Origin of the sequence: Streptomyces liliifuscus, assembly GCF_016598615.1 — a bacterium.
Lineage (GTDB): Bacteria > Actinomycetota > Actinomycetes > Streptomycetales > Streptomycetaceae > Streptomyces > Streptomyces liliifuscus.
The window spans coordinates 2,858,651-2,874,138 of sequence record NZ_CP066831.1; the positions used below are offsets into that span (position 1 = coordinate 2,858,651).

Annotated in this window: 12 protein-coding genes; 5 read left to right on the plus strand and 7 right to left on the minus strand. The window is 70.8% G+C overall.

Annotation, left to right across the window (positions count from 1 at the left end; all coding sequences use genetic code 11):
• Positions 1-92: 92 nt before the first annotated feature.
• Together JEQ17_RS12095 and JEQ17_RS12100 are read right to left on the minus strand one after the other, a co-directional pair.
• Complete coding sequence (locus tag JEQ17_RS12095; RefSeq protein ID WP_200395266.1) at positions 93-872, minus strand: ABC transporter permease; 780 nt, start codon at positions 870-872, stop codon at positions 93-95.
• 32 nt (positions 873-904) lie between these two features.
• Positions 905-1,894 (minus strand): ABC transporter substrate-binding protein, encoded by a 990-nt coding sequence (locus tag JEQ17_RS12100; RefSeq protein WP_200395267.1) that lies wholly within the window; start codon positions 1,892-1,894, stop codon positions 905-907.
• Between the two features lie 155 nt (positions 1,895-2,049).
• Between JEQ17_RS12100 and JEQ17_RS12105 the strand changes: the two genes are divergently transcribed.
• The 3 genes from JEQ17_RS12105 (at position 2,050) to JEQ17_RS12115 (ending at position 5,516) form a co-directional block, all read left to right on the plus strand.
• Entirely contained in the window at positions 2,050-3,345 is a 1,296-nt protein-coding gene (locus tag JEQ17_RS12105) for a cytochrome P450 (protein WP_200395268.1), read from the plus strand.
• A gap of 108 nt (positions 3,346-3,453) precedes the next feature.
• On the plus strand, positions 3,454-4,011 hold the full coding sequence (locus tag JEQ17_RS12110) for a hypothetical protein (RefSeq protein WP_200395269.1): 558 nt from the start codon (positions 3,454-3,456) through the stop codon (positions 4,009-4,011).
• Between the two features lie 32 nt (positions 4,012-4,043).
• Complete coding sequence (locus tag JEQ17_RS12115) at positions 4,044-5,516, plus strand: hypothetical protein (protein WP_200395270.1); 1,473 nt, start codon at positions 4,044-4,046, stop codon at positions 5,514-5,516.
• A gap of 116 nt (positions 5,517-5,632) precedes the next feature.
• On the opposite strand, the gene JEQ17_RS12120 is transcribed toward JEQ17_RS12115, so the two are convergent.
• A complete protein-coding gene (locus JEQ17_RS12120) occupies positions 5,633-6,310 on the minus strand; it encodes an AIM24 family protein (protein WP_055617280.1) in 678 nt (225 codons plus the stop codon).
• Between the two features lie 191 nt (positions 6,311-6,501).
• Complete coding sequence (locus tag JEQ17_RS12125; protein ID WP_200395271.1) at positions 6,502-8,310, minus strand: S8 family peptidase; 1,809 nt, start codon at positions 8,308-8,310, stop codon at positions 6,502-6,504.
• A gap of 558 nt (positions 8,311-8,868) precedes the next feature.
• Between JEQ17_RS12125 and JEQ17_RS12130 the strand changes: the two genes are divergently transcribed.
• Entirely contained in the window at positions 8,869-9,087 is a 219-nt protein-coding gene (locus JEQ17_RS12130) for a hypothetical protein (RefSeq protein WP_200395272.1), read from the plus strand.
• 91 nt (positions 9,088-9,178) lie between these two features.
• On the opposite strand, the gene JEQ17_RS12135 is transcribed toward JEQ17_RS12130, so the two are convergent.
• Positions 9,179-10,972 (minus strand): ABC transporter ATP-binding protein, encoded by a 1,794-nt coding sequence (locus tag JEQ17_RS12135; protein WP_200395273.1) that lies wholly within the window; start codon positions 10,970-10,972, stop codon positions 9,179-9,181.
• A 166-nt stretch (positions 10,973-11,138) separates the two neighbouring features.
• Here JEQ17_RS12135 and JEQ17_RS12140 point away from each other — a divergent pair, with 166 nt between their 5' ends.
• Positions 11,139-11,831 carry a TetR/AcrR family transcriptional regulator gene (locus JEQ17_RS12140; protein ID WP_200395274.1) on the plus strand — a complete coding sequence of 231 codons (693 nt, stop codon included), beginning with the start codon at positions 11,139-11,141 and terminating at the stop codon, positions 11,829-11,831.
• An 88-nt stretch (positions 11,832-11,919) separates the two neighbouring features.
• On the opposite strand, the gene JEQ17_RS12145 is transcribed toward JEQ17_RS12140, so the two are convergent.
• Together JEQ17_RS12145 and JEQ17_RS12150 are read right to left on the minus strand one after the other, a co-directional pair.
• Positions 11,920-13,548 carry an NHL repeat-containing protein gene (locus JEQ17_RS12145; RefSeq protein ID WP_200395275.1) on the minus strand — a complete coding sequence of 543 codons (1,629 nt, stop codon included), beginning with the start codon at positions 13,546-13,548 and terminating at the stop codon, positions 11,920-11,922.
• 86 nt (positions 13,549-13,634) lie between these two features.
• Complete coding sequence (locus JEQ17_RS12150; RefSeq protein ID WP_200395276.1) at positions 13,635-15,464, minus strand: flavin-containing monooxygenase; 1,830 nt, start codon at positions 15,462-15,464, stop codon at positions 13,635-13,637.
• Positions 15,465-15,488: the final 24 nt, after the last annotated feature.

Consider the following 15,488-nt stretch of genomic DNA (forward strand, 5'->3'; position numbering starts at 1 on the left):
GCAGTCTTTTGGGGGTTCGGGGGCGGAGCCCCTGAGGAAGTGACGGGAATGGGTAGGGGCGGCGGGGGCGAAAAGGAAACCCCGCATCCACCTCACCGCGTCCCCCGATGCTCCGGTGTCCAAGGGAACAGCCTCCGTTCCCCCCACACCAGCGCACTGTTGATGACCAGCCCCAGGGCCCCGGCCCACACCACCCCCGCCAGTACGTCCCGCGTGCCGTCCGTCGACAGGCCGGACTGGGCGATGAAGATGCCGAGGCCCTCCCCGAAGCCCGCGAGGATCTCCGTGGCGACGGCGAGAATGAGGGCGATGGCGGCGGAGATGCGGACGCCGGCCGCGATGAAGGGCGCGGTGGCGGGCAGTTCGACACGCAGCAGCACCGAGAGACGCCCGAAGCCGAAGGCACGCAGGGTGTCCTTGGCCAGGGAATCGGTCTCGCCGAGGCCATAGACGGTGTTGAAGAGGATGGGCCAGACCGAGGCGTACGTGATGAGGGCGACCTTCGTCTCCGTACCGGAGCCCAGCAGCAGGGACACCAGAGGGATCAGCGCGACGGACGGCAGGGGCCGCAGGAACTCCACGATCGCGCGCACGGCTTCGTCGACCACGGGCACACTGCCGAGCAGCAGCCCCAGCGGGACGGCGATCGCGCACGCGAGGCCGAGACCGATGGCCCAGGCCCGGACCGTGGCTCCGACCCCGTCCAGGAAGACCGGATCACCCGCCAACTCCACGGCCCGCGCCAGGACTTCGGAGGCGGGCGGCAGATAGCTGCGGCTCACAAGACCGGCCCGGCCGACCGCCTCGCACACGCCGAAGGCGAGCAGCACGCCAAGCGCACCGAGCAGCAGTTCCTGACGACGTCTCCTCACGTGACCCACTCAACTCGCTCGGCTCGCTCGGCTCACTTGACGAGCAACGTTCCCGGATCGATCGCCTTCGTCAACAGGCCCTGGTCCTCCATGAGTTCGGTGAGCCGGCGCAGCTGGGACACGTCCGTGGTCGCCGGGTAGTCCGGCAGCCGGATCGACTCGGCCTGGTCCGCGGTCACCTTGGCGTACTTGGGCAACTCCTCGCGTACAGCGCTCTGGTCCTGGGTGGCGATCTCCGCGGCAGCGGCGATGGCCCGCTTGAAGGCCGCCGCGGTCTTCGGGTTCTTTGAGGCGTAGTCGCGGGTCGTGACGTAGCCGCTGATCGGTATGGACTCCACGGGCGCGGAGCCACCGTCCAAGAGAACGCGGGCGTTGAGGTCGTTCTGGATGGCGCTGTTGAAGGGCTCGGCCGCGTGGACGGCGTCGACCTGCCCCTTCTCCAGGGCGGGTCCCATCTGGGGAAAGGCGATCTGCCGGTACTCGGGGCGGCCGGCGCCCTGTTGGTCGAGGATCGCGTTCAGGGTCAGTGACTGGATGTTGTTGAGGATGTTGACGGCGACCTTCTTGCCCTTGAGGTCGGCGACGCTCCTGATGTCCGAGTCCTGGGGCACGAGGACGTCCATCATGTGCGGCGCGACGCGTGCTCCCTCGGCGAGGATGCGGAGGTCGAGGGTGCCCTTCTCGTGGGCCTGGAGGAAGGTGACGTAGTTCGCGCTCGCGATGACGTCGACCTGCCCCTTCGACAGGGCGGGCAGTGCCTGGATGCTCTGCTGGACGGGCTGGATGCGCACGTCCAGGCCCTCCTGCTTGAACAGGCCCCGGTCCTGTGCGATGTAGAGGGGTGCGTCGTCGGCCAGCGGGAGCGCGGCGACGGTGATGCTCGACCTCTCCAGCCCGTTGCCCCCGGCGTTACTGGAGTCGGAGTCGTCGGAGTCGCCACCGCAGGCCGCCAGAGTCATCACCAGGGCGATCGCGGCGACGGTCGGTTTTCCCGTACGGATTCGGGCTCGGCGCGTCGGCATGCGCGCATGATGCCCTCCAGTTGACGTGATCACCACACACTTATGCGCCGTTCCCGCGGCCTTCGGGAGAATGCGAAAGCACATTCGCGCCGCCGGTCGGGGGAGCCCTCGCGCACGCCCTTGCCGCCCCGCCACGGCCGGGTCACCGTGGTGGCGTGACCTCACGAGCGACGCCGACATCACCCGCCGGGGAACCCGGCCCGGACGCCGTCCCCGACGTCTTCGACCCCCGGCAGTACGCCGCCGGTGTCCCCCACGCCGCCTATCGCGTCCTGCGCGATCACCATCCCGTGGCCTGGCAGCAGGAGCACGAGGTTCTCGGCTGGCCGGCCGGGCCCGGCTTCTGGGCGGTCACCCGGCACGCCGATGTGGTGCGGGTCCTGAAGGACTCGGAGACGTACTCCTCGTATCTCGGCGCCACCCAGATCAGGGATCCGGATCCGGACGACCTGCCGTTCATCCGTCGGATGATGCTCAATCAGGATCCGCCGGGGCACGGGAGGTTGAGGCGTCTCGTCAGCCGGGCGTTCACCCCTCGCCGCGTCGACCACTTCACTTCGGTCGCCCGCGCCCGGGCCCGCTCGCTGTTCGAGCAGGCGGTGGCGACCGCCCGCAGGAACGACGGCACGTGCGATCTCGTCACCGATGTCACCGACGACTACGCGCTGCTCAACCTCGCGGACCTGCTCGGTGTGCCGGAGAGCGACCGCGGGCTGCTGCTGCACTGGACCCAGCGGGTCATCGGCTATCAGGACCCGGACGAGGCGGGCCCACCGGTGCTCGACGCCGTGGGCGGACCGGTCAACCCCCGCTCCCCTGCGGCACTGCGGGACATGTTCGCGTACGCCCGTGATCTGGCCGGTCACAAGCGGCGGCATCCCGGCGACGACGTGATGACCGCGCTCGCCGCCGACGGTGAACTCGCCACCGCGGAACTGGAGATGTTCTTCTTCCTGCTGACGGTCGCGGGCAACGACACGGTTCGCGGCGCGGCTCCCGGCGGAATGCTGGCACTGGCCGGGCATCCGGAGGCGTACGCCCAACTGCGCGCCCCAGACGTCGACTTGAGGGCGGCCGTGGACGAACTCCTGCGGTGGCACCCGCCGGTGCTCACCTTCCGTCGCACGGCCGTGCACGACACCGAGCTGGCCGGGACGCGGATCCGTGCCGGGGACAAGGTGGTGGTCTTCCACGCCTCTGCCAACCACGACGAGCGGGTGTTCAACGAGCCGCACCGGCTCGACCTGGCGCGTACGCCGAATCCGCATGTGTCCTTCGGCGACGGACCGCATGTCTGCCTGGGCGCGCACTTCGCCCGGCTGCAGCTGCGGGTGCTGTACGAGGAGGCGCTGCGGGCCCTGCCCGTGCCGCCGCGCGTCGCGGGGCCTCCCAGGCGGCTCGTCTCCAACTTCATCAACGGCCTGAAGTCGCTGCCCCTGCACGTGGCCTGAGCCGGCCGGTTCGGCCGGGCTCCCTGGGGTGCGGGTTGACGATCCATTGACCTGCAACTTAGGTTTGCCTTACCTAAGTGGTTTTCGCCTCCGAAAGGCCAACTCCCCATGAGATCCGCCGTGTTCGCCCGTGCCACCCGAATCGCCGCCGTCGGTGCCACCGCCGCCGCGCTGACGATCGGGCTCGCCACCTCCGCCTCGGCCGCCACCGCCACGCGGTCCGTGACGGTGAGCGGAACGACGTACAACCTGTCCCTGACGGCCCCCGACGCCCTGTCGGCCGCCGGACAGAACATCACCGTCTCCGGCAGTGGCTACAACACCCTCCAGGGCGTCTACGTCGGCCTGTGTGTGATACCCGACGGCGTCGTGCCCGGGGACCCGTCGACGTACACCTCCCGGCCGACCCCCTGCCTGGGCGGCGCCGACCAGTCCGGCACGACGGGCGCCTCGCACTGGGTGTCGAACTTCGGCGGCGGCACGGTCGCGAACAGCTCCACCTACGGCTCCGGCGGTTCCTTCGACGTCAGCGTGCACGTGAACCCGAACATCGCCTCCGGCCAGGTCTGCGGCACGGACGTGGACTGCGCCGTCGTGACGCGCGCCGACCACACGGCGAGCGGCACCCGCTCGTACGACGTCTACATCCCGGTCACCTTCTCGTGACCGCGCCTCTCAGAACCCGGGGGCGGAGCGATGTGCTCCGCCCCCGGGCGGCGGGCGCCCTCGTGGGGATCACGGCGGTGGTCCTCACCGCCGTCGTCGTCAGCACGCCCGCCGTCGGCGCCGACGACCCGCCGGGGACCGACGGTTACGAGCGGACGGCCCGCCTCACGACCGTCGGCAAACCGCTCGACCTGCTGGTGCACCCCGAGTCGGGAAAGCTGTACGTCGGGTCCGACACCGTCGCCGGTACGACGGGCGGCAGCCTGGCCGGCGTATATGTCGTCGACCCGGCCTCCGGGAACGTACTGAACTGGGTGAAGACCTCGCCTGGCAGCACGGGCGCGCCCGCCCAGCTGCCGGGCAAACGGCTCGCCGGGCCGCTGCCGGGTGACGGCGTGCACTATCTCGTCGGGCTGCGCGGGATCGCCGCGGTCAAGGACGGCGACACAGCGGGGCACGGTGGCTGGCTCACCACCACGACGATCACGCAGGCCAAGGCCGGTGCGAAACCAGGCACGGTCGTGGTCGTGCGCGGGACGAAACTGGAGGAGGTCGCCGTCGGCGAGACGTCGGTGACCGTGGAGCGGTCCCTGACCCTGCCGGCCGCCGGCGGTCCGCTCGCCGTGGACACCGCCGCCGGGCAGATCTGGGTCGCCGACAACACCAACAGCCTGCTGCGCAGGGTCGGTTCGGCCGACTTCACGCCGGACGGCAAGGAGATCCAGCTCGCCGCGGGGGCCGCGGTGTCCTTCCTGGAGTGGGACACCGAGCGCGGAGTGCTGTGGGCGGGGCGCGGCACGGTCCTGGAGGCGTACGACATCGCCACCGGCGAACTGGCCGCCTCCTTCGACGCGAAACCCGGCGACACCATCGCCGATGTCGCCGTGGACCCGCGCTCCGACCGGGCCTTCGCGGTGTGGCAGGACTGGGGCAATCCGCCGGAGGAGGGGGACGGCGTGGGCCGGCTCGCGGTGTACGACACGGCGACGCTCAAGGACCTCGACATGGGTGCCGAACTTCCGGGTGTCAACGGCCAGTTGGGCAGCTCGTCCGTCGCGGTGACGCCAGGCGGCGATTCGGTGTTCGTCGCGAGCCCGTCCGACGCCTCGCTCACCGTGTTCCGCGCGCCGGTGCCGCCGTCGCCCTCCGGGTCGCCGTCACCGTCCGACCCGGTGTCACCGTCGCCCTCGGACCCGGCCTCGCCCAGCCCTTCGGACGGAACGTCCGAGCCGTCGCCCGGCGACTCCGGCCCGGACCCCGACCCGACCGGCTCCGGCACCGTCGTTCCCGTCGACGGTCCGACCGCCGACGGGAACAGCGCGGGCGGCACGGGAGGCGGTGGCGCGCAGACCACGACCGGTGGCGGCTCGCTCGACACCGCCGGCGACGGGTCGCTCGCCTCGACCGGCACCGATGTGCTCCTGCCCGCCGCGGCCGGCACCGCGGCACTGGTCGCCACCGGCACCGCCGCGGTGCTGTGGCGCCGCCGACGGGCCACCACGTAGACAGGGCCGCGGCCCGACGGGCTCATGACCCCCGGGCCGCGAAGGAGACAAACGCACACCGGATCCCCCACCCCGGAAGGTCCGACAGCCGCGAACAGGCCCGACAAGGGCCCGCATCAGTGCTGTTGGACCTTCTGCGGTGTCGCCTCGCTCGGCCGTACGACGACGTATCCCTCGCCCTGGAGCATCAACTGCACGGCCTCGCCCGAGCCGCCACGGATCATCGAGCCGATGGACTGCGAACGGTGCAGTGTGGTCTGGAGGTTGGCCGTCCAGCCGACGATCGCGTCCGTGTCGACGTACACCGGCCACTGCGGCGAGACCGGGATGACCAGCGGGTTGCCCTCGCAGACGAGACCGAGCCTGCCCTGGCCGGTGAAGACGCTGTTGAACAGTCCGCCGCCGGTGATGCCCGCGCCCTTCACCGTCTTGATCTCGTACTTCAGCGAGGCGTCGAAGCACAGTACGTTGCGGCCGTTGACGGTGAAGACGTCACCGGGGTCGATGTCGACGATGAAGCAGTTCTGCGCCTCGTGCGCGAACCAGGCCTCCCCCTGTCCGCGCACCGCCATGAGCGGCAGGCCCTCGCCGGTCACGGCCCGTTTGAGCATGCCGCCGACGCCCTGGCCCTTGCGCTCGAACTGCAGATTGCCCCGGTAGGCGATCATCGCGCCCTGCCGGGCGAGCATCTCGCCGTTGACGGCGTACTTGATCGACTTGGCGTTCTCGACGCTCATGCCCGCCGCAGTGGCCGGCTGCACCATGTACTCGCTGGAAAACAGATCACCCTTCATGCGGGCATCCTGTCCCGGACGCGCGGGTTCCACCATCCAGCGGCGGGATGAAAGGCAGCGACAAAGGTATACGTCCGTGGAACGAAAGGCGGGGCGGCCGACGCCCGCTCGCGTCGGCCGCCCCTGCGGGGGCCTTTCGGCCCCACCCTGTGGGGGGTGGTTCGTCTTTCGACGGTCGGAGGGCCGGAAGGTCAGAAGGTCAGCTTCCAGCTGTTGATCGTGCCGGTGTCAGCCGAGGCCACGTCCTGCACGCGCAGCTTCCAGGTGCCGTTGGCGGTCTCGCTGGAGGCGTCCACGGTGTAGGTCGTGTTGACGTTGTCGGCCGAGTCCGAGCCCGAGGACTTCAGCCGGTACGCCGTGCCGTCCGGGGCGACCAGGTCGATCACCAGGTCACCGCGGTAGGTGTGGGTGATGTCGACGCCGACCTGGAGGGCCGAGGGCGCGTTGCCGGTGCGGCCGCTGACGGCGATCGAGGACTCGACTGCCGAGCCCGCGTCCGGGATGGAGACGGCCGTGGTGCTGGTGAAGGTGGTGCCCCCCGTGGAGCCTCCCGACCCGCTCACCGCCTGCACCGTCTTGGCCGCGTCCGCGAGACCCGCGCCACAGCCGCCCGAGCAAGTACCGGGCAGAGCACGCGAGTTGGTCTTGATCGCGGACTCGATCTGGGCCGGGGTCAGCGCGGAGTTGGCCGACTTGGCGAGCGCGGCGAGACCCGCGATGTGCGGGGCGGCCATGCTGGTGCCCTGGTAGTAGGCGTAGGACTCCGAACCGGGGCCCTGCGTACCGGAGTTCAGCGTGGACAGGATGCCGTTGGCGGTGCCGGTGCTGGTCTGGCCCCCGGGTGCCGCGATGTCGACGACCGAGCCGAAGTTGGAGTAACTGGCCTTGGAGCCCGTGCGGTTGAGCGCGGCGACCGAGATCACGTTGCCGCAGCTGGCCGGCGAGTAGTTGGCCGCGTTGGCGTTGCTGTTGCCCGCCGCGACGACGACCGTGGTGCCCCGGCCGACGGCGTTGTTGATCGCGGTCTGGGTGGCCGTGGTGCAGGCACCGCCACCGCCCAGGCTCATGTTGATGACCTTGGCGACGTTGGCGTTGGCCGGGACGCCGGAGACCGTACCGCCGGACGCCCAGGTGATGGCGTCGATGATGTCGGAGTCGTAGCCGCCGCACTTGCCGAGGACGCGCAGCGGGGAGATCTTCGCGTTGTACGCGATGCCCGCGACGCCCTTGCTGTTGTTGGTGACGGCGGCGATGGTGCCCGCGACGTGCGTGCCGTGCCAGGAGGACGAACTGCCCGTGGTCTGCTCGCACTCGCCGGCGGAGTACCAGTCGCCCGGGTCGGCCGGGTTGCTGTCACGGCCGTTGCCGTCCACCGAGACCGCGGTGTCGGAGATGAAGTCGTAGCCCGCGACGATGTTGGCGGCGAGGTCGGAGTGGGTGACGTAACCGGTGTCGATGACGGCGACGGTCACTCCGCTGCCGGTCGCGGTGTCCCAGGCGCCGGGCACGCGCATGCCCGCGGTGGTCTCGAAGAGGTCCCACTGCTTGCTGTACTCGGTGTCGTTCGGGTCGGCCTGCGGCTTGTTGAGACGGTCCGGCACGACGTAGGCGACCTGCGGGTCGGCCCGGTACTCGGCGACGACGTCGGCGACATCGGCCTTGCTCAGCTGCTCGCCCAGGTCGACCAGCGCGGCACCGGTGCCGAGGCGGCGCTGGAAGTCGAGGTTCTCGCCGGCCTCCTTGCCCTTGGCCTCGGCGTCGGCGGAGGCGGCCTTGTTCGACCTGGCCTCGGTGGCGCCCGACTTGTAGCCGACGATCAGCCGCTCGGCGGGAGCGGACACGGCAGCGGCCGCGGTCCGCTCGGCGGGGACCTCGGCGGTGGCGGGACCGGCCAGCGCGAGGGACGTGGCGGTCCCGGCCAGCAGCGTCGCGGAGATCGCGGCGACGGATATCAGCTTCCGTCTCGCGGGTCGAGGAGTACGCAAGTGAGTGCCTTTCATGGCCGGCTCCGGGCAGCGCGAAGCGGCGGTGCGATGCGATGCATGCGGTGCCGTGCGGAGCGGAGCAGCGGTTCGATTCGCTTCGTCGTCGAAGCGGCGGGGGGTGCAATCGAGAAGGCGCGAGTGCCGGCCGTGCGCGAGCCTCCAGTCAGGGGTTACCTGTGGTTCGGCTGTGGTCGAACAATAGGCGGAGCCTTTATCCCGGGGATACGGGGAAAACCCTCGATCCATGGCCGAGAACCCCCTATGGGGACCGGCCGGTTGGCGGGAAAGCCCCCTTTCCGGACGTTCAGTCCTGTCTCGCCGGGGCGGGTGCGGACGAGGCGTGAGGGACTGCCGACGCGCAGGAAGTCAGGCCAGCCTTACTTTCCTGATCTCCGGTCTCCCGCCCAACGCGTCCCCGGTCTCCGCCGGCCCAACGCGCTCCCGGTCTCCCACCGAAGGAGTCGCCCATGCCCTCCCGTGACCGTGAGGGCGGAAGCGCCGCCAACTCGTCCGCCCTAGCGAAGTCACTCGGCGCGGATCCGACGGCCGCCACTCAGCTGGGAGAACGCCGACATGTACGAGCCCGACCTGATCCTCGTCGACAACCGCGGCGGCAATCTCCAGCCGGCCGTGCTGAAGAAGAGGAAGCCGACCTGGGCCCGGCTGCCCGCCGTACGGGCGGACCGGACGTTCCCGTGGGCCGTCGAGGAGCGGTACAGCCACGCCGGGTACGCACCGCGCATCGAGCAACTGGCGGCGGCGCTGCGGCAGTCGGAGCCCCTGTCCTCGTAACAGGCTCTCCGCGGGCGGGGCTCGGCTGTCGCCGGCTCAGCCTGCCGTCGGCTCAGTCGACCGGCTCAGACATCAGGCTCAATCGTCGGGCTCAACTGTCGACGGACTCAGGCGTCTTCAGGCCGTCGTCCGTGGCCGCGAGGAACTGCGTGGCGGCGAGTTCGGCGTACAGCGGGTCACCGGCCACGAGTTCGCGATGGGTGCCCACCGCCCGTACCCGCCCCGCGTCCATGACGACGATCCGGTCGGCCATGGTCACGGTGGACAGCCGGTGGGCTACGACCAGGACCGTGGTGGTGCGGGCGACATCGGCGACGGTGTCGCGCAGCGCGGCTTCGTTGACCGCGTCGAGCTGGCTGGTGGCCTCGTCGAGCAGCAGCAGCCGGGGCCGCCTGAGCAGGGCGCGGGCGATGGCGACGCGCTGGCGCTCACCGCCGGAGAGCTTGGTGCCGCGGTGGCCGACGAGGGTGTCGAGCCCCTTCGGCAGCCGGTCGACGAGGGAGTCGAGGCGGGTGGTCTTCAGCGCGCGCAGCACCTCGCCGTCGTCGGCGTCGGGATTGCCGAGCAGGAGGTTGTCGCGGAGGCTGCCGGAGAGGACGGGCGCGTCCTGTTCGACATAGCCGATGGCGGACCGGAGCGCGGAGACCTCCCAGTCGGTGAGGTCGCGGCCGTCCAGCTCGATGCTCCCCTCCTCCGGGTCGTAGAACCGCTCGATGAGCGAGAACACCGTGGTCTTCCCGGCGCCTGACGGTCCGACGAAGGCGGTCATGCCGCGCGGCGGGACGGCGAAGGTCACGCCGTGGTGCACGTACGGCAGGTCGTCGTCGTAGCGGAAGCGGACGTCCTGGAAGGCGATCGCGGCGGGTTCGGCGCCGGGCCGGGGCAGCGGCGAAGGCTCGGCGGCCGGTTCGGCGGGCAGCAGCCTGGCCTCCTCGATCCGGGCCAGGGCGGCCGATCCTGTCTGGTACTGGGCGACGGCTCCGACGACCTGCTGGATCGGCGCCATCAAGTAGAAGACGTACAGCAGGAACGCGACGAGGGTGCCGATGTCGACGGCCCCGGTCGCCACCCGTGCGCCGCCCACGGCGAGCACGGTGATGAAGGCGACCTGCATCGAGAGCCCGGCCGTGTTCCCCGCCAGCGCGGACCACTTGGCGGCCCGGACGCTCTGACGCCACGACTCCTCGGCCGCCGCGTGCACGGCCTGCTCCTCGCGGTGCTCGGCGCCGGACGCCTTGATGGTCCTGAGCGCGCCGAGGGTCCGCTCCAGCGAGGCCCCCATCGCTCCGACGGCGTCCTGCGCGCGCCTGCTGGCGCGGTTGATCCGCGGCACGATCACACCGATCACCGTGCCCGCGGCCAGGACCACGCCGAGGGTGACGCCCGTCAGCACCGGGTCGACGAACCCCATCATCGCGAGCGTGGCCACCAGTGTGAGCCCGCCCGTGCCGAGTCCGACCAGTGAATCGGTGGTGACCTCCCTGAGCAGCGTGGTGTCCGAGGTGATCCGGGCCATCAGATCGCCGGGCTCGCTGCGGTCGACCGCGGATATGCGCAGCCGCAGCAGATGCGAGACCAGGCCCCGCCGCGCGCCGAGCACGACGGACTCGGCGGTGTACCGCAGCACATACCCACCCAGCGCCCCGAGCGCGGCGTTGGCGACCACCAGACCCGACATGGCCAGCAGCGCGCCGGTGATCGACCGGTCGTGCCCCAGGTCGTCGATGAGCGTTCGGGCGACCAGCGGCAGCGCGAGCCCGGCGGCGCCCGTCAGCAGCGACAGCACGGCCCCGAGCAGCAGCGTCCAGCGATACGGGCGTACGTACCCGAGCAGGAGCCGCCACGGCGGTGTGGACGGCGCTTCGGACGGGTCGGGCTGTGGCACGGTGCTCCCCCTCGATCGGCTCCCCTCCCGCTCTCGACCGAAGTCCTCTCCGGGGCCTCGTCCGGAGCGAGGGGGGATCGATGAAGTATCGCCGATGCCACTGACAGTGCCGCAGGGGATTTCGACCGGCGTTCTCCGGACGGACCCGTCGAGTAACGTTCGATGAATGACCGCTTCCCCCGAACAACCGGCGTGGCGCCGGCGTGCCGTCGAGCGATCGACCCGGGCCGCGAAGCTGCGCGCGGAGGAACGCGTACAGAGGTTTCTGGACTCGGCCTACGAGCTCATCGCCGAGAAGGGCACGACGGACTTCACCGTCCAGGAGGTGGTCAACCGCTCGAAGCAGTCGCTGCGCAGCTTCTACCAGTACTTCGACGGGAAGCACGAGTTGCTGCTCGCCCTGTTCGAGGACACGCTCGCCAAGTCGGCGAACGAGATCAGGGAAGCCGCCTCGTCGAAGAGCGATCCGCTCCGGGCGCTGCGCCTGGCCGTGGAGATGCTCCACGAGCGGGCGCGGCCGGGTCCCGACGTGCCGCGGCCGCTGTTCGGCGGGTTCGCCCTGCAGCTGCTGGTGAAGCACCCCTCTCAGGTGGCGGCCGCCCATCGGCCGCTGCTCACGGTGTTCGCGGAGCTCATCGAGCGGGCCGCCGACGCGGGTGTCATCGCGGCCGGGCGGCCCCGCCGTCAGGCCGCGCTCGTCCTGCAGACCGTCATCTTCGCCGCGCAGGCGCATGGCGTGCCCTCCGACGGTCACGCCGAGCCGGTCACCTCCGAGCCGGTCACCTCCGAGGAGGTCTGGCGGTTCTGCCTGGGCGGCATCTCCGGCATCCCGCCGACGGGCAGGCCGGCCACGGCCTAGGCACTCCGCTGGAAGGGCCGTGCTTCATCTGCGGGTTCGTCGTGGCTGGGCGCGCAGTTCCCCGCGCCCCTGAAGGGCGCCGGGCCCCTCAGCCCTCCGAAGGCGCGCGGGCCGACAGGCGCAGGATGCTTCCCTCGCCGTTCGCCGAGAGGAGGAGGGAGCCGTCCGGGGTCACGGCCAGGCCCGCGAACGAGTGCGGGGAACCTGGCATGCCCGCGGCGAACAGGGCGGGTTCGGTACGGGTGATGCCCGGCGGCAGACCGACCGCGAGGTCCTCGGCGTCGATCCGGGTCTCCCCCGTCGTGAGGGACACCGCCCGCAGACACCGGTGCTCGACGTCCACCGTGAACAGTTCGTCCCCGCGGACGGCCAGCCCCTGCGGCGCGCCGAGGCCGTCCGCGACGGGCACCGCCTCGCCGTCGTCGAGCCGGAGCACCGCCCCGAGTTCGTCGTCACTGACGTAACAGCGCCCTTCGGCGTCGAAGGCGATGTCGACGGGGTGGTGGAGCCCTTCCGCGAGCACGGTGACGCTGTCCGTCCCGTCGATCCGCCCCTCGATCCGTACGACGCGGCCGGCGCCCGACTCGGCCACGACGAGGGCTCCGTCGGGCGAGCGCTCGATTCCGGTGGGCTCGTTCAGCCCCCGCACCCGTATCCGCGTGGTCTTCCGCACGGGATCGTACGTACGGACGTCGCCGTACTCCGAGGCGAAGTGCAGGAGTCCGTCGTCCGCGGTGATGCCGTGGATGAAGGGCTGCAGTTCGTGGGTGATCACGCCGCCGGAGTCGTGCTCCCCGGAGTCGCCCGGGCCGGCCAGGCGGTAGTGGTCCGCCGCGTAGACCGTGCCGCGGAGGTCGACGGTCACTCCGAAGGGGCCGCTGAGCCCGCGGGGAACGATCTCCCGGGTCCGGCCGTCCTCGCGCATCTCCGTGACCCCGCCGCTGCCGAAGCTGGAGACGAACATGCGGTTCTCCGCGTCGAAGGCCGCGTTGTCCAGCCCGAGGACGCCGCTGACGACCACCGACCGTGCCCCGGTGGCGAGGTCGATGCGGGTCACGATGCCGGCCGGGCCCCGCGACAGAACGACCAGGACGCCACCCTTGTCGAAGCGGACCGCGACCGGGTCGTCCACCTCCTCGGCGAACAGTTCGGGTGTGCCGCCGTCCGGCGGGATCCGCCAGACCTGGTTGCCGATCATGTGCGGGTAGTAGAGGCAGCCGTCCGGGCCGAGTTGCATCGCGTTGCCGAGGGCCAGCCCGTCGGTCAGCACCACCGGGTCACCGCCGTCCGGGAACAGCTCCAGCAGGCGGCCGTTCATCTTCATCTCGTTGACGAAGAGCCGGTCTCCCACACAGGTGATGCCGTTGGGCACCTGCACCTGGTCGGAGACGAGGCTGTACGCGCCCTCGGGGCTGCGCCGCCAGACCCGCCCCGGTGTCAGGTCGGCGATGTACATGGAACCGTCCGCCCCGAAGGCGAGGTCGTCGGGCGCCTGCACCGGTCCGTCCAGGGGCACCACCACGTCGATGTCACCCGAGGCAATGTCGACGGCGCTGATCTGCCCGGCGAGGAACTGTGCCACGTACAGCCGTCCGTCGGGTCCGAAGGTGACGCCGTTCGAACCCCACAGCCGGTTGGGCGGGTTGAGTCTGCGTAGGTCCCAACGCCTGCTCGTGGGCGGCGTGTTGTCCGTGTCGTCGTATCGGCTGGGCAGCATCGTCACTTCCCCGTCCCTGGGTCCGGTGATGGTCGCTCACGCGGTCGGGGCGTCGGCACGCTCCTGCGCCGACGCCCCGGGCCGGTTCATTCGACGATGACGTCGTTCATGCCGCCGTCCGCGCGCCAGCGCCTGAGCAGTTCGTGGAACGCGACGGGTCCGTCGCCGTACGACTCGCTGCGCTTCCTGGGCATGCCCTCGTTGTTGTAGTAGCCCGGGGTGCACTCGGCCTGGAACTTGTAGAGGTCCGCGGCCTTCTGACGGATCGTCGCGACCCAGGCCTCCTGCGCCTCGGGGGACGGCTCCACGTACCGGGCGCGGCGCCCCCGTGCCTCGGCGACCACCTCGGCGACATGGCCGGCCTGTTCGTCGAGGATGTGGACGTAGTTCACGGCGCTGGCGTTCTGCAGCGGGCCGAGCTGGAAGAGGTTGGGGAAGCCGTGGCTGTAGAAGCCGTGGAGTGTCTTCGGGCCGCCCTGCGTCCAGGCCCCCGGCAGCGTGGCCCCGTCCCTTCCATGGACGGGGAGTTGACCGGACAGGATCCCCGAGACGCCCACCTCGAATCCGGTGGCGAAGATGACGCAGTCGACCTCGTACTCGGCCCCGCCGACCACGACGGCGTCCTCGGTGATGCGCTCGACGCCCCCGTGGTCGGCCGTGTCGACCAGCGTCACGTTGGGCCGGTTGAACGTGTCCAGGTAGTGGTCGCTGAACGTGGGCCGCTTGCACATGTAGCGGTACCAGGGCTTGAGCGCCTCGGCCGTGGCGGGATCCTCGACGACCGTGTTCACGCGGGCGCGGATCTCGTTCATCTTCTGGAAGTCGGCGAGTTCGTTCACGCGGTCGCGTTCCGCCTGGGGCAGGTCCGCGTAGTTGTTGGTCGGGATGAGGTTCTGGAGCAGCCTGGCGCTGCTGGTCCAGCCGTCGTTCACCAGGTCCTCGTCCGCGTGGGTCCCGGTGACGGTCCTGAGGAAGTTGTCCCTGCGGCGCCGCTGCCAGCCTGGCTCAAGCGACTCGGCCCACCCGGGGTCCGTGGGGCGCTGGCCGCGTACGTCGACCGAGGAGGGCGTGCGCTGGAACACGTACAGCCGCTCGGCGTCGCGGCCGAGATGCGGCACGACCTGGATGGCGGTCGCGCCGGTGCCGATCACGGCCACGTGCTTGTCGGCGAGCCGGTGCAGGTTCCCGTTCGCGTCGCCCCCGGTGTAGGCGTAGTCCCAGCGGCTGGTGTGGAAGGTGTGGCCCTTGAAGTTCTCGATGCCGGGGATGCCGGGGAGTTTCGCCTGGCTGAGCGTGCCGCTGGAGACCACCACGAAGCGCGCCCGCATCCGGTCACCGCGGTCGGTGGTGACGATCCACTCCAACTCGGTGTCGTCCCAGCGGAGTTCGGTGGCCCGGGTCCGGAAGCAGGCGTCCTCGTACAGGCCGAAGTGCCGTCCGATCGCCCGCGCGTGCTGCCGGATCTCCTCGCCGGGCGCGTACTTCCACTGAGGGACGTAGCCGATCTCTTCGAGGAGCGGCATGTAGACGTACGACTCGATGTCGCAGTGGATTCCCGGGTACCGGTTCCAGTACCAGGTCCCGCCGAAGTCCCCCGCCTGCTCGATGACCCGGATGCCCCGCACCCCCGCCTGCCGCAGTCGCGCTCCGGCCAGCAGACCGCCGAACCCGCCGCCGACGACCACCACTTCCACCCGGTCGGTCAGCGGCTCTCTGCCCAACTCCGGTTCGTCCACGTACGGATCGTCGGCGTAGTAGCCGAACTCACCGGCGACGCGGTGGTATTGCGCGTTGCCGTCGGGGCGGATCCGGCGGTCGCGCTCGGCCCGGTAGCGAGCGCGCAGGGCCTCCGGGTCGAACCCGAGCTCCCGAGGGTCCAAGTCGGGCGCGGCGGACGGGGTGTGGGGGGTGGTCATGCGTGTCCCTTCTGTTGTTGAGGG

Bases quoted from the DNA above. Each gene is read 5' to 3' on its own strand.
- JEQ17_RS12130 (WP_200395272.1), top strand. From the start codon at position 8,869: ATGTACGAGCCCGACCTGATCCTCGTCGACAACCGCGGCGGCAATCTC.
- JEQ17_RS12125 (WP_200395271.1), bottom strand. From the start codon at position 8,310: ATGAAAGGCACTCACTTGCGTACTCCTCGACCCGCGAGACGGAAGCTG.
- JEQ17_RS12120 (WP_055617280.1), bottom strand. From the start codon at position 6,310: ATGAAGGGTGATCTGTTTTCCAGCGAGTACATGGTGCAGCCGGCCACT.
- JEQ17_RS12145 (WP_200395275.1), bottom strand. From the start codon at position 13,548: ATGCTGCCCAGCCGATACGACGACACGGACAACACGCCGCCCACGAGC.
- JEQ17_RS12100 (WP_200395267.1), bottom strand. From the start codon at position 1,894: ATGCCGACGCGCCGAGCCCGAATCCGTACGGGAAAACCGACCGTCGCC.
- JEQ17_RS12150 (WP_200395276.1), bottom strand. From the start codon at position 15,464: ATGACCACCCCCCACACCCCGTCCGCCGCGCCCGACTTGGACCCTCGG.
- JEQ17_RS12110 (WP_200395269.1), top strand. From the start codon at position 3,454: ATGAGATCCGCCGTGTTCGCCCGTGCCACCCGAATCGCCGCCGTCGGT.
- JEQ17_RS12140 (WP_200395274.1), top strand. From the start codon at position 11,139: ATGACCGCTTCCCCCGAACAACCGGCGTGGCGCCGGCGTGCCGTCGAG.